Raw genomic sequence first — 25,718 nt, forward strand, 5'->3', positions numbered from 1 at the left:
GATACACTCTTTCTCAGAAAAAAATGTAGGCCCGCTAAAGAATTTCTCCAGAGGGATTAAACTGACATCATCTCCTTATATTATGCTTTGTGATCAAGATGATGTTTGATACACTCTTTCTCAGAAAAAAATGTAGGCCCGCTAAAGAATTTCTCCAGAGGGATTAAACTGACATCATCTCCTTATATTATGCTTTGTGATCAAGATGATGTTTGGTTACCCGAGAAAATAGTGAAAAGCTATCAAAAAATCAGCAGTTTTTGTTCATCTAAACCCGCGCTGGTATATTGCGATTTAATGATCGTGAATGAAAGTTTAGATTTATTTTCATCATCTTATTTTTGCTACAAAAAAATCCCCAAAACTTGGGATAAGCACTTTATTCAATTATTACAGCAAAATACGGTATCAGGCTGTGCTGCTATCTTTAATCGTGCTCTTCTTGAAAAAGCTACTCCTATCCCCGACGACGCCTACATGCACGACTGGTGGTTAGCGTTGGTTGCTAAAGCATTTGGGAATCTCAAGCTGATAGATGAGCCTTTAATCAAGTATCGACAGCACGCGAATAATAGCATTGGTGTTAAAAAGCGTACGCTTAAGAGAATAGATAAGCAATATCAATGCTTTAAATCAAGTATGATGAAGGTGGAAAAACAAGCGAAGGTGTTTTCTAAGTCTTTTGATGTTTCGCCACAGACTGCTTTAGGCAAGGATCTTGTATTGATCTCAAGCATGAGTGCGCTGACTCCTTTGCAAAAAGTGAGGCTTTGGTGTCAGAGAAGGTTGGATCGGAGTCACATTACAGGTCGCATTATACTGCTAGTTTACTTGCTATTTAGCTGCAAGTGAGTCACATTTTGTACGAAATTTTAAACTTATTCATCATAGAGAAAGTTATGGACAAGCGCATATATTTATCCTTATTAGCACCGCTAATCATCGCCGGTTGTGGCGGTGGTAGTGATGGTGGCAGCCCTGCTCCGACTCCGAAGTACACGATCGATTTCGCTAGCTTTTATGTGCAAAAAACAGACAGGACTACGACAAACTGCTCTATTTACGATGAAACAGTTTTTTATAAAGAACAAGATCCTTCCGATCCAAACTACGATCCAGATGCTGAACCTGAGATTGATTATCGCGAATGGGTACTTGCGAATGAGATACGAGACACGCGTCTTCGTGTGGTGATTCACGGGGCTGACGGTGCTGTACTGAAAAGCTTCTCTACGGTCGACTCTGAGTGGTCCAGTACGGGCAACTTATCAATCAAAAAAAGTCAAGTGCCGAATGATGGTTATCTCACTATTTACGAAAGCATCGTAAGGCCAGGCGGAACAAGTATTTTAGATAGCGTCTCGTATCAAAAGTCGCTACTAACATCAAGCATGCGCTTCAATAGCTTCAGACCCAATGAAGGACAGGGTAACTGCATTACGTCGGGTAAGAACTTCCCTAAATTACAAGAGAAAGAGCAAACCTTAGAAGACGGCGGGGACTCAAGTGGCCAGGTGTTTGCTATCAATACGCGAAACGAGGATTTTTGGGCCACTTCACCGATCAACGTACCCGCTAAGCTTGATAGTGAGCAACTACTAGCGGCTCGCTACGAACGTCTAGACTCGGATACGAAAGACAACGTTAATGAGAGTATTCAGCAAAACAAATATCGCCTCATTAATGCATATAAACTGTTCAAACGTGGCAACATTAGCAATAAGCCACTGGCAATGCATGAAATTGGTGACGATCGCCGTGATGATTAGAATCTCTGGTATGCGCCTCTAGCAGGTACCGGCACTCTTAATAACGCTAAACTCTACATCCACCAAGGTGGTGAGCCGTTGTTATGGCAGGTCTTACCTAGTAATAGTAATGGTGAGTATGGCTATGCATATGATATTGGTGCACGAAACTACTATCTGAATGGCCAAGGCACACTGAACAACTGGGGCTTAACCTTTAGCGAGAAGGCACAAGATGTCAGCAGTGGTATTGATTACTCGAACGCGCTATTAGACATCAATACACCTAATAGAGTGTCCTCAACTCAAGTGTTAACTTGTGGTAGCAGCGTAACCGGATCTTGTGTTCAGGGATATGTAAGTGGTGAAGAAGATACTTGGGATATTCAGCGTAGCTTCCTTCGCTTTATTGATGGGTCTGGGCGCGAAGTGCGTCAGGTTATTTACTCTAAACCTCAATCTATGCTGCCGCTACTGTCTTTTACTGGCTTCAACGATTTATTTCAAAATGAAAACATCAATAAGGCCAAAATTTCTCTGATATCGGCAGATAGTGATGATGCACTAGATGCGCTGACTGGCAACAATATCAACGTTAGGGGTGTTGCTACACAGACATCGGATGTATTGAATGATCCGGATAACGATGGTATGGCACTACTTCATACAGAGTATGAGCGCAAAAAAGCGCAGACGCAGCTTAGGGTGCAACCACATAGAGTAATCAGCGCAACAAACTAACCGAGACTATCTTAACGTAGTCGAAGTGGTGAGAATCCAACCAAAAAACTGCCCTTCATCCGTATCAAGGATAAGGGCAGTTTATTGTTTCTGGCTGCACACTTTATTTCGTTGGACAGAGTCGTTATCATCATTCGTTTTCTTTAAGGTTGTTAGTATAACCTATATATCCATAGGAAGACGTTTTCTCAAAGTCAGTGGAAGTGTGCCATATGCTCTTGCCTGGCGAGGGTCTGAAATAGCAAGGAAAAAACGTGAAGATACTTATTACTGGCGGAGCTGGCTTTATTGGCTCGGCACTTATTCGACAAATCATCAGTAATACTGACCACAGCGTCGTTAACGTTGATAAACTAACATATGCAGGTAACTTAGCCTCAGTTGCTGATGTGGCGTCATCCCCTCGGTATCGATTTGAACAAGTAGATATTTGTGACAGTGATGCTCTCTCTGATGTTTTTCATAAACATCAGCCAGATGCAGTCATGCACTTAGCAGCCGAGAGCCATGTTGACCGCTCGATAGACGGTCCGTCCGCATTTATTGAAACAAATATTATTGGGACCTACACATTGTTGGAAGTTGCTAGAGCTTACTGGCAATCCTTATCTGCTCAACGCAAAGACGCCTTTAGATTCCATCATATTTCAACAGATGAAGTCTATGGTGATTTACCGCACCCAAGTGATTATCGACAAGGTAAGCTGCCGATGTTCACAGAAACAACTGCGTACAAACCAAGCAGTCCATATTCAGCATCTAAAGCGTCGAGTGACCATTTAGTCACCGCATGGGCGAGAACCTACGGATTACCAACGCTTATTACTAACTGTTCTAACAATTATGGCCCCTACCACTTCCCTGAGAAGTTAATTCCGCTTGTTATTTTGAACGCTGTCAATGGAGAGCCTTTGCCGGTCTACGGCAGTGGCGATCAGATCCGAGACTGGTTGTTTGTGGAAGATCATGCGCGAGCACTACTCACTGTGGTAGAAACTGGAACAGTTGGTCAGACATACAATATTGGGGGACACAACGAAAAGACCAATTTGGAAGTCGTTGAAACTATTTGTGACTTACTTGATAAGTTAAAGCCACAAACAAACTCTTATCGAGACCAAATTACTTTCGTTAAAGACAGACCTGGCCATGATCGTCGCTATGCAATTGATGCAAGTAAAATTGAAAGAGAGTTGGGCTGGCAGCCGCAAGAAACCTTCCAATCCGGAATCGAAAAAACGGTGCGTTGGTACTTAAATAACCAAGGGTGGGTTGATGCGATTCAATCGGGGGAATACCGCCAATGGGTCGAAAAGCAATACGGGGAGCAATAAATAATGCGAGTATTGCTTTTTGGTACAGATGGACAAGTAGGATGGGAGCTACAACGCTCCCTCAGCTATTTGGGAGACCTATTCTGTGTAGGGCGTGATCATCCTGACTATGAAGGCGATTTCCTAGAGCCTAGCGGTCTCGTCCGCACTATTGAGGCGATTAAGCCAGATGTGATTGTAAACGCTGCGGCTTACACCGCGGTTGATAAAGCCGAGACCGATCAAGAGAACGCCCATAAAATCAACGTTGAAAGCGTGCTAGCGTTAGCTAAAGCAGCAGAAAAACATCAAGCATGGCTGGTGCACTACTCAACAGACTACGTATACGATGGTTCTGGTGACCTACCGCGTAGTGAGGAAACACCCACAGCCCCAATTAATGTTTACGGAAAAACTAAGGAAGCATCAGAACGGGCAATACGCGCACATTGTTCTCGTTATCTCATTTTTCGCACTAGCTGGGTATATGCCGCACGTGGCAATAACTTTATAAAAACCATGTTGCGCCTAGCAAAGAGTCAGCAAACACTCAGCGTTGTCGATGACCAAGTTGGCGCTCCCACAAGTGCAGAGCTACTCGCTGACTGCACCGCACATGCAATTAAAAAGGTGAAAAGTGTTGCACTCCAGGTAGATGAAGAAAGGTTAGCTGGAACTTATCACCTAGTTGCTAAAGGCTTTACAAGCTGGCATGGATTTGCAAAAACCATTTTTGATCTGTCAAAGAAAAATGGGATAAAACTTGTCGTTCAGAGCGTTGAGCCTGTGCCAAGTAGTAACTATCCAACGCCTGCTGCGCGACCACACAATTCTCGATTGGATGTATCAAAATTTGAAAAGAGCTTTGATTTAACATTACCAGCATGGCAGCTGGGTGTTGAACGTATGATCAAAGAACTATCTGAGTAGTTATATGAAAGAACAAAAAAAGCGTCGCGGGATTATTCTCGCAGGTGGCTCAGGAACGCGTTTGTATCCAGTCACACTTGCAGTAAGTAAGCAATTACTTCCTATTTACGATAAACCCATGATTTACTATCCGCTAAGTACATTAATGCTAGCGGGTATAGACGAAATACTCATTATCAGCACACCGCAAGATACACCGAGATTTGAGCAACTACTTGGTGATGGTAGCCAATGGGGTATTAAGCTCGAATATGCAATACAAGAATCTCCTGATGGACTTGCGCAGGCATTTATAATTGCAGAATCTTTCCTAGATGGGGCCCCCAGTGCTTTGATCTTAGGTGACAATATTTTTTACGGACACTCATTACAATCTTCGCTCGAACAAGCAAATAGTAAAACAGAAGGCGCAACTGTATTTGCTTATCATGTACATGATCCTGAGCGTTATGGAGTTGTGGAATTCGATGAAAAAGGCACTGCACGCTCTTTAGAGGAAAAGCCTTGTAAACCTAAGAGTAACTATGCTGTTACAGGTTTGTATTTTTATGACGAAAAAGCGGTTGAGCGCGCGAAGCAGCTTATCCCATCAAAGCGTGGCGAACTAGAAATCACCGATTTAAATAAGATTTACCTAGAGCATGATGAACTATCAGTAGCGCGTATGGGACGAGGCTACGCTTGGCTTGACACAGGTACTCACGAAAGTTTGATTGAAGCGTCAAATTTTATTCAAACGATCGAGCATCGCCAAGGATTAAAAGTCGCATGTCCGGAAGAAATTGCCTATCGGAAGGGTTTTATCAATGCCGAACAGCTTAAAAGCTGTGCGATTCCACTCAGTAAGAATGGATATGGACAATACCTGCTCAAATTATTAGAGACTGAGTAATCAGTATTCATTAATCCACAATATCAATAAGTAGCGTCGCTTTTTGGGTGAATAATAAACGAATTATTTTATCAATACGCGGCGTTATAGGAGAAAATATGAAAGCTACGCCTACTAATATTCAAGGTGTTTATATTATTGAGCCAAAAGTTTTTGGAGATGAGCGAGGGTTTTTCTTCGAAAGTTTTAATCATCAAAAATTTGAAGAAGCGATTAAACAGAAAGTCAACTTTGTGCAAGATAATCACTCACGGTCAATTCAAAATGTAGTGCGTGGTCTACACTTTCAAACTCAACAGGCTCAAGGAAAATTGGTTCGATGCACGCTCGGTGAAGTTAGAGATGTGGCTGTAGATATTCGTCGAGACTCTCCTACATTTGGTGAAGTAGTTACAGTGGATCTAAGCGCAGATAATAAGAAGCAACTTTGGATTCCTGCCGGCTTAGCCCATGGATTTAGTGTGCTATCAGAGGTGGCAGAGTTTTTATATAAAACAACTGACTATTATGCGCCTCAGTATGAAGCATGCATCAAGTGGGATGATCCTACGCTAAATATTAACTGGAAAATTACTGGGGAAGCTATTGTTTCAGAAAAAGACAAGCAAGGTATGAGCTTTAGAGAGTTATAATGATAGCGTCTGAAATAAAAAGAAATAGCACTTTGCTAATTTCTCTTGTTCGCCGAGAGTTGGCTATAAAATATAAAGGCACATTATTTGGATTCTTATGGAGTATCATTACGCCTATATTTATGCTTTTAGTCTACTCCACCGTTTTTGTAGTAGTTTTTAAAGCAAAATGGCACTTGAACAACAATGAACAAGCTGATTATGCACTTATGCTATTTGTTGGGTTGCTTTGTCATATTTTTATATCCGAAGTGTTGACAGCTTCAAGCAGTGTGATCGTTAACAATATAAACTTAGTGAAAAAGGTCGTTTTTCCTATCTCGCTGCTACCCCTAAATATTATTCTTTCTGCATTTGTCGGTTTTGCCCTAGGTATAGGCCTTTGCATCCTATACGCCAGCTATCAAGGCTATACTGAAAGCTATATTTTTTATTTATGGCTTCCATATGTCTTTCTTGTGTATTTATTCACTGTAAGTACATTTGGATATATATTTGCTTTTTTAGGTGTGTTTTTAAGAGATATTACTCAAATAGTCCCTATATTGAGTACAGTGCTATTATTCACAAGTACAGTGTTTTTCTCAATAGACTCAGCACCAGATAAAATAAAGCCTCTACTTTATTTAAACCCAATCAGTGCAATTGAATATAATCTATGGAATTCCACCTAATATCGAAAACCTAAATATACAATTTTTATTATATGCAATAGCGTTTGTGTTTGCTGTTATTATATTCAAACGATTACAAACAAGTTTTGCAGATGTGTTGTAGGGGTAGTAATGGCTAAGCTAATAGGTCAGATTCTTTTAGAAAAAGAAGTTATTAATGAATCAGACATAAAAGAAGTAATAAAGATCCAAGACCAAGCTAATGCACTTGAAAGACCTTATTTCGGAGAGGTATGCATTTCTAATGGTATATGCTCTGAAAGTGATATTTTATCTGCACTTAGCCAACAGTTAGGCTTTTGTCTATATGATGAGTTTAACGAGAATTATTTGAGTGGCGCTCAACCAGATTCCAGCCTGGCGCTTAGTTACTTTCCTGAAGACTGGTGGAAAAAAAATGGCGCTTATCCACTTCTGTTAAATGAAGAGAAAAGAACTCTATTCGTTGCTTTGACTGACGTTTGGAACGAATATGTTATTCAAACGTTCGAGCAGAAGTTTCAATTAGAGATTGAGCCTGTACTTATCTCTAACTACCAATATCGACAATTATTATCAACGTTTGAAGAAAGTGATGCTGAATTATCTGGCACCATTGTTGAGGGAGATACGAGCTCTGCACCTGTGGTTAAACTAGTTAATGAATGTATTCAAAGGGCTATTATTGATAAAGCCTCAGATATACATTTGGAAGTCAATAAAGGGAAATTCTATATAAGATATAGGATTGATGGTGTACTTCATACGGTTGACCAGCCTGACATATCACTTCACTCCGCGATTATATCAAGGGTTAAGTTAATGGCAGGGCTAGATATCTCAGAAAAGCGTCTTCCTCAGGATGGACGAATAAAAACTAGACTATCAGGTAATCAAGTAGATATTCGTGTTGCAACAACACCTACTGTGTTTGGTGAGAACGCAGTTTTACGTCTTCTAGTAAACGAAAAATCATCTCCTAATGGGACCGTCAAACAGACTTTAGATATGTTCCCAGACCAGTTGGCCCTAATTAATAAAATAATCACAAATAAAAATGGAATCTTCCTTGTTACGGGTCCAACTGGTAGTGGTAAAACGACTTCTCTTTATACTTTATTAAAAGAGTTGAACGACGAGAAAACAAAAATAATTACAGTTGAGGATCCGGTTGAATATCAAATGTCGGGTCTTACACAGATTCAAATTAATAGTGATATCGGACTCGATTTCGCAACAGTACTACGTTCTGCTTTGCGACAAGATCCTGACATAATGCTAATCGGTGAAATGCGTGATAAAGAAACCGCACAAATTGCAATTCAATCAGCATTGACCGGACACTTTGTATTGTCGACATTACACACTAATGATGCACCTAGTAGCTTTATTCGTCTTAAAGATATTGGAATTCCTGACTATCTTATTAAGTCAACAATTGTAGGTGTGATGGCGCAACGTTTGCTACGAAGAGTTTGCCCTCATTGTGCTCGAGAGGACGAGACTGCGTCTAAAATGGCAGAGAATGTTGGGTGGGAGGCGATAAAAGAAAAGTGGTCACATGTAATTCACAAAGAACAGTGGCTTTCTGCTACCGGTTGTGAAGAATGCAATTGGACCGGATATAAAGGTCGCCTCCCAGTGTTTGAGTTAATGTCTTGGTCTACTGAGTACGATGTGCCGATTGAGACCTCGTCAATATTAACTATTGCTGAACAGCAAAATATGCGAACACTGAAACAGGATGCACTATTGAGAGCGGCCAATGGAGATACCACACTTGAAGAAGTGATGAGAGTTATAGGATGAAAGACTATAAATATATAGCTCGTCGCCATGATGGTAGCCAATCCGATGGATGGATTAGAGCGAATAGTAAAGCCCATGCTGAAAAATTACTTGCTGATCGTAAATTGAATGTCATTTTGGTTGTTGAAGAGCGAGGTCAACGTAAGTCAGCAACTAAAATTAAGCGAGAGTCTTTAATGACATGTTTGAGAGAGTTGGCAACTTTAAGGGAAAGTGGCATGGCTCTTGACTTGTGTATTCAGTCCCTTGTAGAGACAACAGAAGAAAAAGAACTAAAGTCATCTCTTGTGCGCATCCATCAGGATATTTCTAGTGGTATGAGTTTGTCTGAAGCGATAGAATCTCAGCCAAAAATCTATCCTTTCTATGTCAGTTCCATGTTAAAGCTGGGGGAGGCAAACGGTAATCTTTCGGAATCAATTCAAAGTGTGGCTGAGCGAATGGAAAAAGAGGAAGCTATTGTAAGTGAGATTCGTTCAGCACTTACATATCCTTCTTTCCTTATCGTGATTTGTATAACGATTGTACTTTTTCTTTTTTCTTACGTTATTCCTAACTTTGAATCAATGATAAGTGAAGCTAACGAGGAATCAGCACTAGCGGGATTGGTCAATTTCGCAAAGTTTATCAACTCTAACATGTGGTTTATTGTTGGTATTATTATTGCTCTGATTTTGTACGTAAAGTACCTTTCCGATACAGGGAAACTCAAAGAGATTGGAATGTCCTTTATGAAAAAGACGCCGTTTTTGAGGGATCTTGTAAAAGCATGGCAAATTGTCCAATTCTCATCGAGTATGCAGAAATTGATAGAGTCCGGTGTTGATCTCGTAGATGCGCTTGTCATAACAAACAATAATGTTTCTGACCCTGATATAAATCGAAAACTGGATTTAGTAACAACCCGAGTGAAAGAGGGGGAACCTTTGGGTGTTACATTGCAAGAATATGATGTGTTCCCAGCCATCGTTAATCGGTTAATATCTTCTGGAGAAGCAGGGGCGGCACTGGCGCCATGTTTTAGAGAGATTAACAAGTTGTATGAAAGACGACTCTCAGTGGGAATTAAGCAAGCCTTGTCCGTGCTAGAGCCTGCAATTATTGTTATTATGGGGGCCATTGTTGGTTCAATCATGATAGTACTCATCTCGGGTATCATATCGATTAACGAAATTGGATGGTAAAATGAAACGTAGTAAAGAATCTGGTTTTACACTCATCGAGTTACTTGTTGTTCTCGTATTGATCTCCTTGTTAGCTGGGCTGGTTGGACCAAGACTTTTTAATCAAGTCGGCTCGTCAAAAACGAAAGTTGCTAACGCGCAAATCGAGCTGCTTTCTTCGGCGATTAAAACTTATCGTCTTGATACTGGCGAGCTACCCACTACCGAACAGGGGCTATCTGCTTTAATGGTCAAGCCTAGTAATGTCGTTGGCTGGAATGGTCCCTACTTATCGAAAGCGATTCCTAATGATCCTTGGAATCGACCATATCACTATGAATTGAAACCGAATTATGAGTTTCTTCTTTACTCCTATGGCCGAGATGGCGAGAAAGGAGGAGAAGGTGAAGACGCAGATGTAGGCATTTTGGAATGAACTCAAAAGGCTTCACATTAATTGAACTATTAATTGTGATGGCATTGCTAGCGCTTATCTCTGGAGTAGTTGTCCCCAGGTTATGGGGGCAATATACATCTTTTAAAGAGCAGCATAGTATTGAATCCTTGTGGGGAAAGGTGCAGCTAGAAGCTCAAAAAAAGAACGATGCCTCTGAAGTTTTCTTTATCGATGAAAGTTCGATTTCTTGGCTAACTAAATTAGCAGAGCAAAAACAACTTTCGATAGAGTCGTATCAACCTATTTTCTATCGAGCGGACGGTTTTGTAACAAGTGGTCATATATTGTTCGAGTCAGACGCAGGAAACCGATGGCGGCTAGAAGTGGAAATGCCATATGGGAAAGTTAAGATTCATAAAGCAGAATAATGGTTTTACTTTAATTGAAGTCCTTGTTGCGATCACAATTGTTGTGAGTGCATTTTCAGTTATATTTCCTGTAATGTATCAGTCTAATATACAGACGTCAAAAGTAAATCAAGCATTAATTGATGCCCAAATAAAAGAGTCAATTATCAATGAAATAAGTGTTATTAATGTCGCTACAAATCAATCAGGTGCAAAAAAACTAAGTGACAAAATAACATATGATTGGAGAGCTGTGCCGGCCAGCAGTATTATCGATGTTCGGGATGATACAGGGCAAAGAGTACAACTTTTCACGGTTCAGGTAAAATACAAAAGAAATAATAAAGAAGTTACTTTATCATTTGATCAAATGGGCTGGTATGATTAAAAGGGAATTAAATCAAGGGTTTACTTTGGTAGAGATGCTCGTGGTATTATTCATTTTTTCAATGGTTATATCACTTGTTATGTTTGGCTTTGAGCAAGGTAGAAGCCAGTGGTTGCGAACATTAAATGAAAACCAAGGATTCCAAGAAAGCTATAAAAAATTTAAGTGGTTAAATTCTGCTTTTAACCAGGCAATAGCATCTAATTTTCAGATTGGGTTCTCAGATTCCTCCCCTTACTTTAAAGGTAATGAAAAGTCAGTGTCTTTTTTGAGCGAGAGCCCGATTTTGGGCGGACCTGGCACCTATGCTTGGATAGAAATAAAGCAACGTCTGTCTGCTGAAGGCGATAAATCAATTGTTTATTACGAAACGCCTAACGCTGATCCTTATTACGGTACTTACCACACTGAACAAACAAAAGAGCTGATCCTTTTCGAACATGTTGATGAATATAAGTGGAGTTTCTATATCGACGACATGGCTGATGGTCCTAACGGTGGTCGTATAAGAGTCGGCCGACACTGGGCTAATGAGTTTGATAGTTATGATGACAGCCAAATGCCTGTTTTGATCAAGTTAAACGTTAAGCTAAATAACGGTGAAGGGTATGATTGGCCATTTAAAGTGACTCAGTTTACAAGAAGTGCAGATATTGGCTCACGAGTAGAGGTGAAATGAATAAACAACAAGGGATCGTATTACCTCTTACATTAGTCATTATATCTATGTTGCTAACAATCGGTAGTATGATGCTTATTAAGGCGGACACGAAATTACAGTCTGCCGTATCGGCAAGCAAAAGAGTAGATGCGCTACTCCACATCCATTCCGCAGAACAACGACTCTTTTTTGGTATGTTGGCAGGCGAAAGATTACCCATGGGGTACCAGATAGGGGATCTATTTCTGAGAACAGATGGCGAACCTATTAAGCTAGATAATGGTGTGCATGTTTCTCTACAAGATTTAAAGGGTTTAGTCAGCCTTCGCTATATAAAGAAGGTTAATCTCGTCAGCATATTGAGGCTATATGTTTCTGAGAAAGAAGCAGACGAAATTGCTAGCAGTATAATTCGCTGGCAATCTCAAGACAACGGAGGTTATGGACGGCAAGATTTGTTTAGAAGCATGGATGAACTACTCTTGATCGATGGTATCACACCGGAAATATATAACGGTACAGCATCCAAACCAGGACTACGTGACCTGACGGTTCTCAATCATGCTATTGACGTGAATTATGCAGTTGTACCTAATTATGTTCTTAAACATGTATACGGACTGTCCGGATATGAAATTAGTCGTATTGAGTACCTGAAAGTAAACCAGAGGTGGCGTGAGCTAGAGTCCTATCTTTACGAAATAGGTTTAGGAAGTGAATTGACTCCAAGTACTCGACTACGCGTTCAGTATGAATATAATGGAGTACGAGCTTCTGCTGAATATCGAATCCGGCCTGGCACGAGTATGCCGCCACCGATAAGAATGTGGCGATTTCCGGATTATGAGCGGTATTTCCTGTTTAAAACCCAAGATGTTGGAGATTAATAGTGCTATCAGCCTTACAAAAGCATTATGTTGTATCACCTGAAGACAAGCATACGGCAGGTAGACGAAAAAGATTTGATAGGGTTGTAGGGTTGGTACCACACAGCCGTTGTTTGTATAAGACTTATACATACCAAGCAGCAGTAGTGACTCGCGAAGAAGTCGAGTTATGTGTCAAGTCTGAACTTGAGCGGGAGTCATTGTGGGACGACTTTGAGTTTTATTGCTTTATAAAGGCCGTAGACAATACTTGGGTAGCTTGTGTGTGGGTATGGTCCGGTAGCGAAGTAACTTTCGATGTTGAGGTTACTCATGTTATTCCTGCACTTGCGTACGAGTTTGGTCTGACAGAACACCCCAAATGTGTTATTTTGCACTACGAGAATCATTCAGAGTGGGTCGCATTTATCGATGGAGGTGTAATAACTAAAATCGTTAAAGTAAAAAAAATGCTCACAGAAGTGATGAGTCAGCAAGTAAACTCTTTTTCAGATGTAATATATGGTGACATTCATAAGTCACAGCTAAATATTAGTGCACCTATCACGTCATATGAGCGAACTATCCCTAGGATAGCGATTCTAAATTTAGGTAAGTTACCTGTCTATCATGATATCGCCAACCCAAAAACATTTTATAAACCGGCATTGGCGTTTATTTTTGTTTCATTTCTTGTCTTTATTATAGATTATTCGGTGATCTCATATAAGAAAGACATGATCAATGAAAACCTAGTTTCGTTACAAGATGAGACAAAAGATATACAGCGGATCAGAGCGATCGATGCTGATATGCGCAAGGTAATATCAAGTGTAGCTAAAATAAAATCGGAACAGCAACGACTAGCAAAAATTATGGATAATATGCTTGTCAGTCTTCCTAGAGATACTGTGTTAAATCAGTTTACCTATTCCTCAGGTGTTATTGTTATCTCGGGCTTCAGCCTTGATGCTTTGAAACTTGCTGATGTTATAAGCAACTTCGACAATGTGAAAAATGCTCGCCTAATTGGTGAGGTTGTCCCACAAAAAGAAAGCGATAAACAAAGCTTTAAAATTGAAGTTGAGGTGGAGTAGATGCTTTCTGAATATCTGAATAAATTTTTTGGCCCACATACCAAACTACGCCAAGAGTTTGAAAATAGTATCGTTACTCAGTGGTCTTTGCTTGGTATTCTTGTCATTGGCTTTATTATGATTGTTGCTACACCGTACATATCATGGCGTAGCGAACAAGCAAGCCAAATTCACAATATAGCTGCGCGAGAGGCGCGACTAATCGATCTGGCTGATCGTCGTGCAGAGATTGAAAAGAATCACCAGGTGCTTGAAACGCTGTATAAAGAGTCACAAGCTATGCTAGTTGACGCGCCCTCATTTAATCGAGCGCTGTCGCTTTCTCTTGAAAAAATAGAAGCTATGTATCAGCCGATAGGTTTACGATTTACGACCCGTCGGTTTGGTGAACCCAGTCAAATTGCGTGGGCAGGTGAAAAGGTGCCCAGTCGTTGGCAGTGGGTTGGTTCTAGCCAGAGCATTAGCGACTATATCTATAAATTAGCAAATTCGGATACTATCATTGTCCCAGAAAGTATGGATATTAAGCCAAAGGCCAGCCGGAATGGAGACGTTCAATTTGAACTATCAGCAACACTTTGGTCTGTTCGCTCACTCTCAATTGAACAGTTGAAACAGCAAGAAAGAGCACTAGCACCATGAGTATTATCACCAAAAAACGGGTTAAACATTCAGCAGTATTAGCTTCAATACTTATTATTGCTGTTTTGGTGTCTTTTTGGTCGCTAACAGTGAGTAATCGTTTAGAGCTAAATAACAGTGATAAGCTGGTAACACGCAGCGACTTTTTTGAGGACTACGGACTCCCTTCAAATGCACCTGGAAATCTATTTGTTGACGGCCGAAACCGCTCTAACACCGAAACCGCCGATGTAAAAGAAGAGAAGGAAGTCAATACTACACCGATTCAACTAGTCAGTGTTATCTCTGTGCATTCACAACCCTATGCTGTTTTCTTAAAAGGAACGGATAAGATCACGGCTGCGATAGATGAGAAAATTGATAATGATTATAAGGTTAAAGCTATAACGCCGACATCTGTTACTGTGACTGACACAAGTGGAGAGAATAAGACCTTCATGCTGTTTCCTACAAATAACGCTAAGCAAAAAGGCAAAGATAATGAATAACCCGATTATAAAAAGGAGCAAACGAGTGACCAAGCCGCTCGCCGTAGCCGTTGCATCAGTATTGCTGCTAAATGCATGCGCATCTAATCAATCAGATCCCAGCGTAAACAGTATTGAGGCTCGGCCAGTCTCCCAGCAAAGCGATAGAGTTTTAGTTGATGAAAATCGGGGAGTCTCTTCTTCTGTTTCAGAGAGTGAGAAAGTATCGAGCGCGCCGCTCATCTACAAAGATAGCCTTTCTAAGAGCGCAAGAGATGCGGGTATTGTTCTACCTGAAGAGTCGGTTAGCTTGAATGCTGATAAAGTTCCATTAAATCACTTCATTAATTTAGCATTGGGTGACGTACTAAAACTTGATTATATCGTTGATCAGTCATTGAACAGTAACTCATCACCAATTACTCTCAGAATTAATCAACCGATTGGTAGCGAGAGGATGCTTGGGTTAGTTGAAGAGGTTTTGCAAGTTAATGGCGTATCATTGGTTCAAGATGATGGTGTGCTAAAAGTGCTACCGGTTAGTAAAGTCAATAACCGGGCACCGGTATTACTCTCTGACTCAGTTGGTGCCAAACTAAAATACGGTAACGTTGCCGAGATCATTCCAATTTATTATCTCTCATTGAATGACGCCTCATTACTGGTAAACCAACTTGTCAAAGACACACGAGGTTCAAGTGTCCTTTTACAGAGACACCTCAATGCCTTAATGGTTGTTGCTCGTAAGGGGGATATAGATAAAGTACATACAATGCTTGCGCAACTAGATGTTCCCAAAAAAGTTGCAAGCAATATGAAACTCATTCAGCCACGATACTTATCACTGGATGATGTTGTCGACGATTTAAAACTGGCCTTACAAGCATCTGGTGTACCCGTTTACGAAGGCAACGGCACGAACGGTGTGGTGTTAACAAAAATGTCTAACAACACATTGCTAATGACAGCAAGCACTGCAAGTTGGTTACAGTACGCTGAAGATTGGGTTAAGCGCATAGATAAGCCTAAACCTGTTGGGGGAAATGAAGGCGTTTATGTGTACTACATGCGTAATACCAAGGCAAATGATGCTTGGGGTGTCATCTCTGCCATCTTTGGGCGTCAAACACAACAAGATGCTGGCGAAGAAGCGGGCGTTGACCTAGTAAAAGAAGCGGAGAAATCGGCTTCTGACAGTGAATATACGCTACCAGGCAATAAAGGCCTTGATCGTTCCAAGAAAAAAACTGTTACTAATTCTAGTGTGGTTACTGATAGCTATCGAGTGGTTGTTGACCCTAAACGTAATGCTATTATTTTCACTGGTCAGTACAACGACTATCWACGGCTGATTCAGCTGTTGGAATATGTTGACCAACGACCACGACAAGTCCTCATTCAGGCGGTTGTTGCAGAGGTTAAGTTAGAAGAAAGCAGCAGTGTTGGAGTGGACTGGAACTATAATGCTAATCGAAGCAATAGTAGCAATAAGCTTTTATCCGTCATCGGTGAGGGTCTAGCGGAAGGCGGTTCGTTAAACCTGAGCCTCGCGTTAGGTAAGACTAACGTTGATATTAATGCCTTACTTAAGGAGTCAGGCTCTAAGGTGCTCGCAACGCCTCGAATTTTAGCGTTAGACCAAGAAACGGCTAGAATAAATGCCGGCGACCAAATCCAAGTAACAACTGGGGAAATCGAAGGTGAAGATGGAAAAACAAAATACACGACACAGTTTGTGAATACGGGTGTCACGTTAGAAATTACTCCCTCGATTAATCAGAATGGTCTTGTCGAAATGGAAATTAGTCAAGAAGTGAGTACGCCTAATATTTCAGAGACAGGAACATCAATCAATACCCGTTCTCTCCAAACTATGCTATTAGCAGATAGTGGACAGACTGTCTACATGGGTGGGCTAATTAATACTAATACGAAAACGACTGAGAATAAAATTCCGTTATTGGGTGATATTCCTTGGTTAGGTAATTTATTTAAATACCAAAGCAAAGGTTCAAATCGCTCAGAGGTTGTTTTGTTGCTGACACCTTATGTTATCAATAGTAAAGAAGATGCGGTTTTCTACACCAACGAATTTAAAGAACTTACTGGCTGGAACCCTATCGAAGAGCTAGAAAGCAACTAAGAGTATAGTAAGATAGACGGGTCCGCTAGTTGTTTTAAAAGGAGATATACGTAATTAGCCTTTATGACTAGAATCAATGTGGGCTCGTCAACAAGAACACAATTTATACTAAAGATAAAAGCATAGCATTCGCTATGCTTTTTTATTAAGGAAGAGTAGTTTGATTATCTCTGTACACCTGCCCAAAACAGCGGGCACCAGTTTTTTTGATGCATTAAATAAGGCTTTTAATGGAGAGGTATTACGAGACTACCAAGACTTTCCATTGCACAAGACTATCCATGATAGGACACACAAAGCATTTTCTGATGCACTATTCATGGAGGATGTATTAAACGATAAGCACGCGGAAGTGCGGTGTATACATGGACATTTTATGCCGGTTAAATATGCGTTGCTACCCGAGCATAAAACTGATTTTATTACCTGGATGCGACATCCTGTCAATAGGTTAGTATCTCATTATCATCACTGGGTGAACACATATAATGAACATTCCCCCTCATTGCAGAAGCGTGTTGTAGAGGAGAATTGGACACTCGATGATTTTGCGTGCTCTTTAGAAATGAAAAACGTCTACGCACAATTTTTGTTTTCTTTTCCTATTACGAGATTTAAGTTTATAGGGATTACGGAGCACTATTCGCAGGATTTAAATTGGCTACGTGAAAACTTACTTGGCCAGCATATTCAGGAAAGCCAATTAAATAGACGCAAAACCGATTATTCTATTGACCCTAAGCTGAAAGATGAAATCGAAACGTTCCACATCGAGGATATGGATTTATACGAGCATGCTCTAAAGATGAGAGAGAAAAGAGTTTGGGTATAGGGCCTTTATGGCCCTTTTTTAAAGGACTTTACATAATTAACGTGGCGACGTAGGACGATTTTCGCATAACGCCTAGCAAGCCAATACCAAAAGTCTTTAGCTATCGAGTTAGGATTTTTGAACACTTCTTTCTCAGGAATAGCAACATGAGTAATACCTAAGAACTTAAATATACGATTGAGCGTATTTTGATGGTGATGTTTTAAATCGCTGTTGTGAACAACGAGGACTTGGTCCTTTGGAAATACGCGATATAGATTATTTATCTGATCAATAAATTTTCCTCGCCTTAAGTAGCTTTGGGTTCGAGCCGGTTGTTTCCATTCGCGATTATTATGTAGTCGCATCCTGATAGGCTCAAATAGAAATGCGAGAAAAGGGTTTAAATGTTCCTGACCACGGCTTTTAGCCATCATATATTGTGAAAAAGCGCGTTCAATAGGATCTCTCACGACCAAAATAATTTTAGCGTCTGGGTTATATAAGCGTATTTTATTAGGAATATCTTGCCAGTAAGCGTAAATTGGTGTTGCATCACAAGCATAACGTTGTTCAGCGTAGTGAGAAAAATAGTTATTATAGTGTTTATCGATATCTGTAAGTTTATACGTGTCGAAGTTTGGCTGATCAAATAGATGTGCTTCTTTCTTTAATGCCACACAGATATCTGGATGCTGGGACATAAAATGGGCTAGGGCTGTCGTACCACATTTCTGTCCTCCAACAATAAATAGATTAACTTGCTTGTTCATGGACCACACTTTCAACTGTCAAACCAATATCGACAATACCCGTTGCATCACTGTTGTCCTCAATGACGGAGAACATGGCGACATCGACACCGCGGTGAAGGAATTGCCGCTGGCCATCAACAATGCCAGAGCATCCACAATTCAGAAAGTAGTCGCCTTTTTGCAATGTGCAAATAAACGAAAACTGTACTTCGACTGAACTACTTGCTGACAGATAATCGATCCGCTTTTGGTGACTTCTCGTTGATGTTGCTCCACATATCTCTATGCCATTGATTGTTTTTATCATCATGCCAAATCCGACTTCGAATACATCTCTTTCAGCCTGAACGTTAAAGCAGTAGCGATAGCGCTCACCAGCCACCAGCACATTTACACGCTCTCCTTGTGTGTTTTCTATCCTAGGCTCCGTGATTTCAGCGCCATTTTTCTGATACCAGACGGTCGACTTTGGGGTAAGTTCCGGACTCCAGTGCGTAACGCTTTGTGTTTGCTGTTTTTTTTCAGTTATGTTTTCCGTGTTAAGCTCTTCTGAATTAATAATCTTTTCACGGAAAGCTAAGCGTTCTTGTTCGTCTGTCATGTGGAGCAGTTTATGGTAGTTGTGTACCACTTGCTTTGGTGTGTCTACCATTAGAAGTTCTCCGCGATCCAGTAGGATCGCGCGATCACACAGTTCTATCACTTGACTGGCAGAGTGAGACACAAAAAGAAGAGTCACGCCTTGAGACTTGAGTTGCTTAAGCTTGGCTTGGCATTTTCTTTGAAACGCGGCATCACCGACTGAAAGAGCCTCGTCGATGATTAAAATTTGAGGTTCAATATTAATTGCTACCGCAAAGGCAAGACGAAGCATCATACCACTGGAGTAGGTTTTTACTGGTCTATCAAGAAAAGGGCCAATATCAGCGAAGTCAACGATGGCATCAAAGCGCTGTTTAATCTCGTCGTGAGATAAACCGAGGAGCCTCGCATTAAAGTAGATATTTTCTACACCCGTAAATTCCGGATTAAACCCTGAGCCTAGCTCTAGTAAAGCGGCTACACGTCCTTGCACCGTTACATGCCCAGAAGACGCCCGCAATACACCACATATTACTTGCAATAACGTTGATTTGCCTGAGCCATTATGTCCGACTATACCAAGTGTTTCTCCAGGGTATGCAGTAAAAGAAATATTTTTAAGGGCCTCAAAGCGAGGTTGACGCTTTTGTGGGAGCAATTTTGTTGCTAGCACGTTGATTAGCGTGGGATTGAGCAAGAAGGATTTGCTGATACCAGATACTTCTATAATGGGATTCATAGCCATCAATAGCGCAATAAAAGCGTCATTATGGACGAATTAACCGGTAGACGCAAAGTATGAAATGGTTATTTTAATAGGCACTATCGGTGTATTTTGGCGAGGCAGCAGCAGGGGCTAACACAATAATGAATACAATGAAAAAAGGAGGGCGATAGCCCTCCTTTCACTACGATATCTATAATCGATAGATTACAGAGTAAAGTCAACGATAGTACCGTTGTCACCGTTGTCACGGTTAACGTTACGAGTACCGTTTTGGATATCAGTACCTGCGTCGTCTTTCTTACGAACAGCTACTTCACCCATGTTAGTCTGAACTTCAAATACAAAGCGTGCTTGACGAGCTGGAGCAACAGTAACATCTGCCATCTCAGCAACACCTGCTGGAGTTAGAGTTACTGCACCACCGCTAGGCAGAGTGAAAGGCTGGCCGTCTTTCTCTAGCACTTTGCGGTGTACCAGTGTTTTGATGCCGTTGTTGTTATCAACGTCAACTTCACCAGTTGCATCGGCACGAGTGTTCGCACCCATTGCTTCGTACTCATAGATGGTTACTAGGATCTTACCACCTTGCTCACCCAGACGGTTTGATACGTCACGGATGAAGATTTTGTTTGAAGAAGTAGAACCAGTAGTGATGGTGTCAAACTTCATACCGTCACGATCAACTTGGATTACTTTCTCTACAACGTCTTCTACTGGGTAGAAAGAGTCAGTCTCAGCAATTTCGCTTACAGACTTGAACAGGTTACCAGCGTCACGGTTGAACTGTGCAATTTCAGCTTTAACAGAGTACGTACCAGAAGAGATTGGTGATTTAAGCGCGTATAGGCCTGCATCGCCAATTGCTGGATCGTCGTAGTTAAACAGAGTTGCAGTTAGTGTTTCAACGTCTTGACCACGAGTGATACCTGCGTTGCCTAGGTAGCGAGCTGCTTTGTCGCCGTCGGCATTTACAATCCAGCCAGTTTTCGCGCCAGTTGAATCTAGCAGTTCATTAGATGCGTCAACGTCGAAACCAGAGAAGTCACCACTCAGAGTGAAACGTACTTGTTCTTTCTGAATGTTTTGGTTGCTGGTGTTGTTAGTGAAGTTGAAAACGCCGTTGATGTCTGCATTCTGGCTGTCAGCGATAACGCCAGTTTGCTGAAGACCAAGCTTGTAGTTTTCAAAATAAGTGTTTACAAGCGCTGTTGCTTGACCTTGAGTCACTAGCGCAGTGTTGAACAGAGTCTTAGTCTGGTCAAATACGATAGGCGTATCTAGCAAGTCAGCGGTGTACGAACCGTTATGCTGAGCACCAACAGTCAGTACTACTTTCTCAGCGTTACCGTTGCGGTCTTCAAACAGTTTGAAGATGTTGGTCGCATTAGAAAGTTTCAGGTGGATTTTGGTGTTAGCGTTTGCTAGCGCTTCTACGTTGTCAGCAAGCTCAAGACGCAGAGTATCGTTAACAAGCTCATACTTCAGACGTTTTTGACCGTTACCTAGGTCAGTAAACTTGAACACGGTTTCGAGGTCAGCAATTGCGTTGCTACCAGCGAATACGTTGTCACCGTCAGTATCAACTTCGATACCTACCAAGTTGGTACCTGCTGCGTTAGAGGTCAACCAGCTGTCCACTTGGTTACCGTTAAACTCAGCGCCTTTGCCGTCTTTGATTTCAACGATAACAAAACCGTTGTTACGCAGTTCACGTTCGATGCTGCCGGTTGCTACAGGGTTGTCAAAAGTAAGCTCTAGATCTTCTACAGCGGTAGAGAAATCCAATGCAGATTGTTTGGTTTCTTTAGCGATGACAGTGGTTTCAAAACCAACTTGGTTGTCTAGGTGAACATCAGCGAATGCACCCGCTGACAGACCCATAGTTACTGCCGCTGCCACTAGCGTTTTTTTCAACATGTTATTTCCTTTATTGGATCCATTTTTTGATTTATCAACTCGACGAAAGCGCGAGGTTGTATTCGCACATTTGCCCAGTTGATGTTGATCAACCTTCGGTGCACTGTGAGCACCAACTACCCCAATGCATGAATCTCATGACACTGAGATAATGCGAAGGATTCACTGCGCGCCGAAATGCGCATGAGTATTGTCGTGTAGGGTAGACAAACTTGTCAACGCTGAATAATGAGTTTTTTGCGCCAGTATCACATAAACGTATCGAGCCTCCCTTATTTTGCTATCTAAGTTTATGATTTATAATAAAAAAAATACATTGCCTGTTTACTGTTCAATTGACTAAATATAGCCCTTTTGTGATATGGATCACTAAATATTTTGACATGTATAAGAATTTTTATGTAAAAGTCTAGGTTTTTTTATGCCCAAATTGGTGACCAATATCACATTTGGTATCATTTTATACTTGGTTGCAGAATGACCAATGCGAATGATTGTCGTTAAGCGATAAAAAAGCAGAGGCCGTTTAGTGTTCTGTCGTCGTTAGCAAGCGAGCGTCAATAGAGGAAATCGATACTTGTCGTTTTGTGGCGCAGCGATGCCTGTGTAGAATAGCTCGCAAAATTATTGATGGCAGTTGCTTTGGATTGTATCTAATCCGTCACGCCTTGATGTTTTTGAGTCGAAATTGAGCAGAAGCGTCAAGTATATAAGTAAGGTTGTGACTATCGACTTCTGTCATTCAACGTTAAAGCAGTAGAGAATAATTATGAACAGTGGATTTAAGTCCAACGCTGGTAATGTTCTACCGAAACCTCCGAGGCAGGTAGTCGTCGTTTTAGGTATGCATCGAAGTGGTACTAGTGCCCTAACAAAAGCCTTGCAAGTACTGGGCGTGTCACTGAGTGAAAACCTGATGCCCGAGGGAGAATTTAACCCTAAAGGTCACTGGGAAGATTTAGACATTGTTTCCATCAACGAGAAACTATTGGCGCACTGCGGCTGTGTGTGGTTTAGCCCTTACCAACCAGAGCTAGATCTAAACGACTCTTTTGTCGATGCACTGATTGATGAGGCTGCCGCGTTGCTCCTTAAACGCGTTGATGAGTTAGGGTGCTACGGCTTTAAGGATCCGCGCACCTCACGCTTACTTGTTTTTTGGCAAGCTGTGTTTGCTCGCGCTGGCATTAAACCGAAATATGTTTATGCGCTTCGTAATCCGCGAGACATTGTGAAGTCTCTACGTAAGCGCGATCAGTTTACTGACTTGCATGGCTATTTGCTTTGGGGGCACCACACCTTTGATAACCTCACGTTGCTAGCGGATGAGTCGCTCTACTGGGCACCGTTTGAGGCATTGTTGCAGTCTCCCCGCAAGGTAATGACAGAATTAGCAGAGTTTATTGCTCTACCACCAGCTCCCGAAAAAGATCTTGAGGCGTTCTGCAAAGACTATATCGATCCATCACTGTGTCATAGTGCCTCTACGTTAACCGATCTTTATTGCGCAGAGCATGTGTCTCCTTGGGTGATTGCCTTGTTTAAGTGTATTCAACGTTTGAGCGAATCGCAGAGTAACCCCAGTGTGCTTGCGCAAGATCCTGAATTTCAAAGACTATCCGCCAATTATCCTGCGGTGTGCCAGAACAGCCAAAATCAACTGTTTGAAACCATCAGCCGTGCGTATTACGAGCAGTTAGCCCAGATTCACCATTTAAAACTGAATGTTGCTCAGCATCAAGACGATGCCCGCAATCGCCAAGCAGAATTGCAAAATGGCATTCATGAGCTTCGCGCAGCATTAGATGAGCAAACTGCGGCTGTGGCTGAGCGTGACGCCGCTCTAGTAGAGCGTGATGCCGAACTAAGCGCCATTCAGCAACAGCTTGCGCAAGCTCAGCATAAGCAACGTGATGTAGAACAAGCGAATAACGCGGTGCAGGCAGAGTTGGGCCTTACTCAACAACACAACCAGGCACTAGAGCATGCCATTGCCGAGATCCGTCGCTCAACGTCATGGCGTCTGACGGCACCGGTGCGCGGGTTAGGAGTATTGATTCAACAACCTAAGCAAATTATTAGTCGGTTAAAGGCGAATGTGACGTTATTAAATCAACTGTGTGTACAACACGGGGGGCTAAAAGCCGTGGGCAAAAAAGCCTGGCGTCTTTATCGTCAATACGGGTGGCGTCGGCTATTCGCGGCAACTAAAGCACAGCAGAGTCGTTCGGCAGTGACAGACGCGTACGACCATTGGCTGGCCAAGTATGGAGCCCCGAGCGAAGCGGCTCAGCAAGCGATCTCTGCGCGGGTAGCCAGCTTTGAACACCGCCCACTCATTTCGGTACTAATGCCGGTTTTTAATCCAGACGTCGGGCACTTAGAGCAAGCAATTGAGTCAGTACAAGCGCAACTTTATCCACATTGGGAGCTGTGTATTGCGGATGATTGTTCCACTGATCCTGAAGTGAGCGAGGTACTACAAGCTTATGCGCAGCAAGATGAGCGTATAAAGGTGGTACATCGAGCGCAGAACGGCCATATCTCCGAGGCGACCAATAGTGCTTTAACTATCGCTAGCGGCGAGTTTGTTGCCTTGATGGATCAAGATGACACCCTGACCATCGATGCATTGTATTGGGTGTCTGAAGTTATCCTCGCCAACCCAGATGTGGCGTTGATTTATAGCGATGAAGACAAGCTAACCGCTGATGGACAAACGCGTTACGACCCCAATTTTAAACCGGACTGGAACCCAGAATTAATTCGCAATATGAATTATGTCTCACATTTGGGCGTATATCGAACACAAATCGCTAACGATATTGGCGGCTTCCGCGTAGGGTTTGAAGGCGCGCAAGACTGGGATTTTGTTTTGCGGTTTTCTGAACACATCAATCGCGAGCAAATCATTCATATCCCTCGAGTGCTCTACCACTGGCGAGCTATTGAGGGTAGTACCGCCACAGGCGGCGATGAAAAACCTTATGCCTTGCTTGCGGGCATCAAAGCCGTCGAGGAGCATCTTGCGCGTCAAAACGTTGAAGCGACTGTTGAGCAGCATCCTGAACGCGATTACGCTCGGGTGCGTTACCACCTGCCAACACCGTGTCCTTTGGTCAGCCTAGTGATCCCGACCCGTAACGGCTTGGAGGTACTAAAGGTATGTATTGACTCTATTTTAGAAAAAACTACCTATCCGAACTATGAAATCATTATTGTCGATAACGGCTCGGATTGTCAGCAAACCTTAACTTACCTGACAAACTTACAAGCACAGCACGATAATGTGCGCGTGTTGCGTGACGACAGCCCGTTTAATTACTCAGCGCTCAACAACAAGGCGGTGGCTGAAGCGAACGGAGAATTGATTGCGCTTGTTAATAATGATGTGGAAGTGATTACACCAGAATGGCTCACAGAGCTTGTTAGCCGCGCGATTCAGCCTAATGTGGGTGCCGTCGGTGCGCGTTTATGGTACCCAGACAACACCTTGCAACATGGTGGCGTGATAATGGTGGGTGGTGTCGCAGGTCACGCACATAAACACTTGCCGAAAGGCCAGCCTGGTTATGCCTGCCGAGCGATTGTGGCGCAAAACTATTCGGCGGTCACGGCCGCTTGCTTGGTGGTACGCAAAGCGCTGTTTGAGCAAGTAGGGGGATTGAACGAAGCTGATTTAACCGTCGCATTTAATGATATCGACTTTTGCTTAAAGCTAAAACACGCAGGCTATGACAACGTATGGACACCGTTTGCAGAGCTCTATCATTACGAGTCGAAAACCCGCGGCTTTGAAGACACGCCCGAAAAGCAAGCGCGTTTTAGCAAAGAAGTGGCGTATATGCAGGCGAAATGGAAAGATATTTTGCTCAATGATCCTTGTTATAACCCAAATCTAACTATGGCCCGAGAAGATTTCTCGATAGCTGAGAGCCCAAGGGTATAGTTACTATTACTAGGTGAATCATCCAAGG

24 protein-coding genes are annotated in these 25,718 nt (G+C 42.1%); 21 read left to right on the forward strand and 3 right to left on the reverse strand.

Annotated elements, in window-relative coordinates; genetic code table 11:
- Positions 1-105 precede the first annotated feature (105 nt).
- The 20 genes from BZJ17_RS13065 to BZJ17_RS13160 all read left to right on the forward strand — a co-directional run bounded on the left by BZJ17_RS13065 (position 106) and on the right by BZJ17_RS13160 (position 17,781).
- Positions 106-852, forward strand: a complete 747-nt coding sequence (locus BZJ17_RS13065; protein ID WP_077641014.1) for a glycosyltransferase — start codon at positions 106-108, stop codon at positions 850-852.
- A 47-nt stretch (positions 853-899) separates the two neighbouring features.
- Positions 900-1,769 carry a hypothetical protein gene (locus BZJ17_RS13070; RefSeq protein ID WP_077641015.1) on the forward strand — a complete coding sequence of 290 codons (870 nt, stop codon included), beginning with the start codon at positions 900-902 and terminating at the stop codon, positions 1,767-1,769.
- A 78-nt stretch (positions 1,770-1,847) separates the two neighbouring features.
- A complete protein-coding gene (locus BZJ17_RS13075) occupies positions 1,848-2,489 on the forward strand; it encodes a hypothetical protein (protein WP_077641016.1) in 642 nt (213 codons plus the stop codon).
- A gap of 254 nt (positions 2,490-2,743) precedes the next feature.
- Entirely contained in the window at positions 2,744-3,823 is a 1,080-nt protein-coding gene (gene rfbB, locus BZJ17_RS13080) for a dTDP-glucose 4,6-dehydratase (protein WP_077641017.1), read from the forward strand.
- A gap of 3 nt (positions 3,824-3,826) precedes the next feature.
- Positions 3,827-4,732 carry a dTDP-4-dehydrorhamnose reductase gene (gene rfbD / locus BZJ17_RS13085; protein WP_077641018.1) on the forward strand — a complete coding sequence of 302 codons (906 nt, stop codon included), beginning with the start codon at positions 3,827-3,829 and terminating at the stop codon, positions 4,730-4,732.
- A 4-nt stretch (positions 4,733-4,736) separates the two neighbouring features.
- Positions 4,737-5,624, forward strand: coding sequence for a glucose-1-phosphate thymidylyltransferase RfbA (gene rfbA / locus BZJ17_RS13090; protein ID WP_077641019.1), 888 nt, complete (start codon positions 4,737-4,739; stop codon positions 5,622-5,624).
- A gap of 98 nt (positions 5,625-5,722) precedes the next feature.
- Positions 5,723-6,256, forward strand: a complete 534-nt coding sequence (gene rfbC, locus BZJ17_RS13095) for a dTDP-4-dehydrorhamnose 3,5-epimerase (RefSeq protein WP_077641020.1) — start codon at positions 5,723-5,725, stop codon at positions 6,254-6,256.
- Complete coding sequence (locus BZJ17_RS13100) at positions 6,256-6,930, forward strand: ABC transporter permease (protein ID WP_077641021.1); 675 nt, start codon at positions 6,256-6,258, stop codon at positions 6,928-6,930. The genes rfbC and BZJ17_RS13100 overlap by 1 nt, the downstream gene beginning before the upstream one ends.
- A 111-nt stretch (positions 6,931-7,041) precedes the next feature.
- Complete coding sequence (locus tag BZJ17_RS13105) at positions 7,042-8,718, forward strand: GspE/PulE family protein (RefSeq protein WP_077641022.1); 1,677 nt, start codon at positions 7,042-7,044, stop codon at positions 8,716-8,718.
- Entirely contained in the window at positions 8,715-9,902 is a 1,188-nt protein-coding gene (locus BZJ17_RS13110; RefSeq protein ID WP_077641023.1) for a type II secretion system F family protein, read from the forward strand. Before BZJ17_RS13105 ends, BZJ17_RS13110 begins: the two co-directional genes overlap by 4 nt.
- Before the next feature lies 1 nt (position 9,903).
- Positions 9,904-10,317, forward strand: coding sequence for a type II secretion system major pseudopilin GspG (gene gspG, locus BZJ17_RS13115; RefSeq protein ID WP_077641024.1), 414 nt, complete (start codon positions 9,904-9,906; stop codon positions 10,315-10,317).
- Complete coding sequence (locus BZJ17_RS13120; RefSeq protein ID WP_077641025.1) at positions 10,314-10,706, forward strand: type II secretion system protein; 393 nt, start codon at positions 10,314-10,316, stop codon at positions 10,704-10,706. Before gspG ends, BZJ17_RS13120 begins: the two co-directional genes overlap by 4 nt.
- On the forward strand, positions 10,675-11,073 hold the full coding sequence (locus BZJ17_RS13125) for a type II secretion system protein (protein ID WP_077641026.1): 399 nt from the start codon (positions 10,675-10,677) through the stop codon (positions 11,071-11,073). Before BZJ17_RS13120 ends, BZJ17_RS13125 begins: the two co-directional genes overlap by 32 nt.
- On the forward strand, positions 11,066-11,752 hold the full coding sequence (locus tag BZJ17_RS13130) for a type II secretion system protein (RefSeq protein WP_077641027.1): 687 nt from the start codon (positions 11,066-11,068) through the stop codon (positions 11,750-11,752). Before BZJ17_RS13125 ends, BZJ17_RS13130 begins: the two co-directional genes overlap by 8 nt.
- Positions 11,749-12,621, forward strand: coding sequence for a hypothetical protein (locus BZJ17_RS13135; protein ID WP_077641028.1), 873 nt, complete (start codon positions 11,749-11,751; stop codon positions 12,619-12,621). Before BZJ17_RS13130 ends, BZJ17_RS13135 begins: the two co-directional genes overlap by 4 nt.
- A 2-nt stretch (positions 12,622-12,623) precedes the next feature.
- Positions 12,624-13,697, forward strand: coding sequence for a hypothetical protein (locus BZJ17_RS13140; RefSeq protein WP_077641029.1), 1,074 nt, complete (start codon positions 12,624-12,626; stop codon positions 13,695-13,697).
- Entirely contained in the window at positions 13,698-14,339 is a 642-nt protein-coding gene (locus tag BZJ17_RS13145; RefSeq protein WP_077641030.1) for a hypothetical protein, read from the forward strand.
- Positions 14,336-14,827, forward strand: coding sequence for a hypothetical protein (locus BZJ17_RS13150; protein WP_077641031.1), 492 nt, complete (start codon positions 14,336-14,338; stop codon positions 14,825-14,827). The genes BZJ17_RS13145 and BZJ17_RS13150 overlap by 4 nt, the downstream gene beginning before the upstream one ends.
- Positions 14,828-14,852: 25 nt before the next feature.
- A complete protein-coding gene (locus tag BZJ17_RS13155) occupies positions 14,853-16,949 on the forward strand; it encodes a secretin N-terminal domain-containing protein (protein WP_241836806.1) in 2,097 nt (698 codons plus the stop codon).
- 160 nt (positions 16,950-17,109) lie between these two features.
- Positions 17,110-17,781, forward strand: a complete 672-nt coding sequence (locus BZJ17_RS13160; protein WP_157893192.1) for a sulfotransferase family 2 domain-containing protein — start codon at positions 17,110-17,112, stop codon at positions 17,779-17,781.
- Positions 17,782-17,786: 5 nt separating this feature from the next.
- Here BZJ17_RS13160 and BZJ17_RS13165 read toward each other — a convergent pair whose 3' ends face one another.
- The 3 genes from BZJ17_RS13165 to BZJ17_RS13175 form a co-directional block, all read right to left on the reverse strand.
- Entirely contained in the window at positions 17,787-18,533 is a 747-nt protein-coding gene (locus BZJ17_RS13165; protein WP_077641033.1) for a sulfotransferase, read from the reverse strand.
- On the reverse strand, positions 18,517-19,842 hold the full coding sequence (locus BZJ17_RS13170; protein ID WP_241836807.1) for an ABC transporter ATP-binding protein: 1,326 nt from the start codon (positions 19,840-19,842) through the stop codon (positions 18,517-18,519). The genes BZJ17_RS13165 and BZJ17_RS13170 overlap by 17 nt, the downstream gene beginning before the upstream one ends.
- Before the next feature lie 186 nt (positions 19,843-20,028).
- The gene (locus BZJ17_RS13175; RefSeq protein ID WP_077641034.1) at positions 20,029-21,741 is read right to left on the reverse strand and encodes a hypothetical protein; all 1,713 of its coding nucleotides are present in this window, start codon (positions 21,739-21,741) and stop codon (positions 20,029-20,031) included.
- Positions 21,742-22,585: 844 nt separating this feature from the next.
- Between BZJ17_RS13175 and BZJ17_RS13180 the strand changes: the two genes are divergently transcribed.
- The gene (locus tag BZJ17_RS13180; RefSeq protein WP_241836808.1) at positions 22,586-25,690 is read left to right on the forward strand and encodes a glycosyltransferase; all 3,105 of its coding nucleotides are present in this window, start codon (positions 22,586-22,588) and stop codon (positions 25,688-25,690) included.
- The last annotated feature ends 28 nt before the right edge of the window (positions 25,691-25,718 follow it).

The sequence above is a fragment of the Salinivibrio sp. IB574 genome (assembly GCF_001996205.1).
GTDB classification, from domain to species: domain Bacteria; phylum Pseudomonadota; class Gammaproteobacteria; order Enterobacterales; family Vibrionaceae; genus Salinivibrio; species Salinivibrio proteolyticus.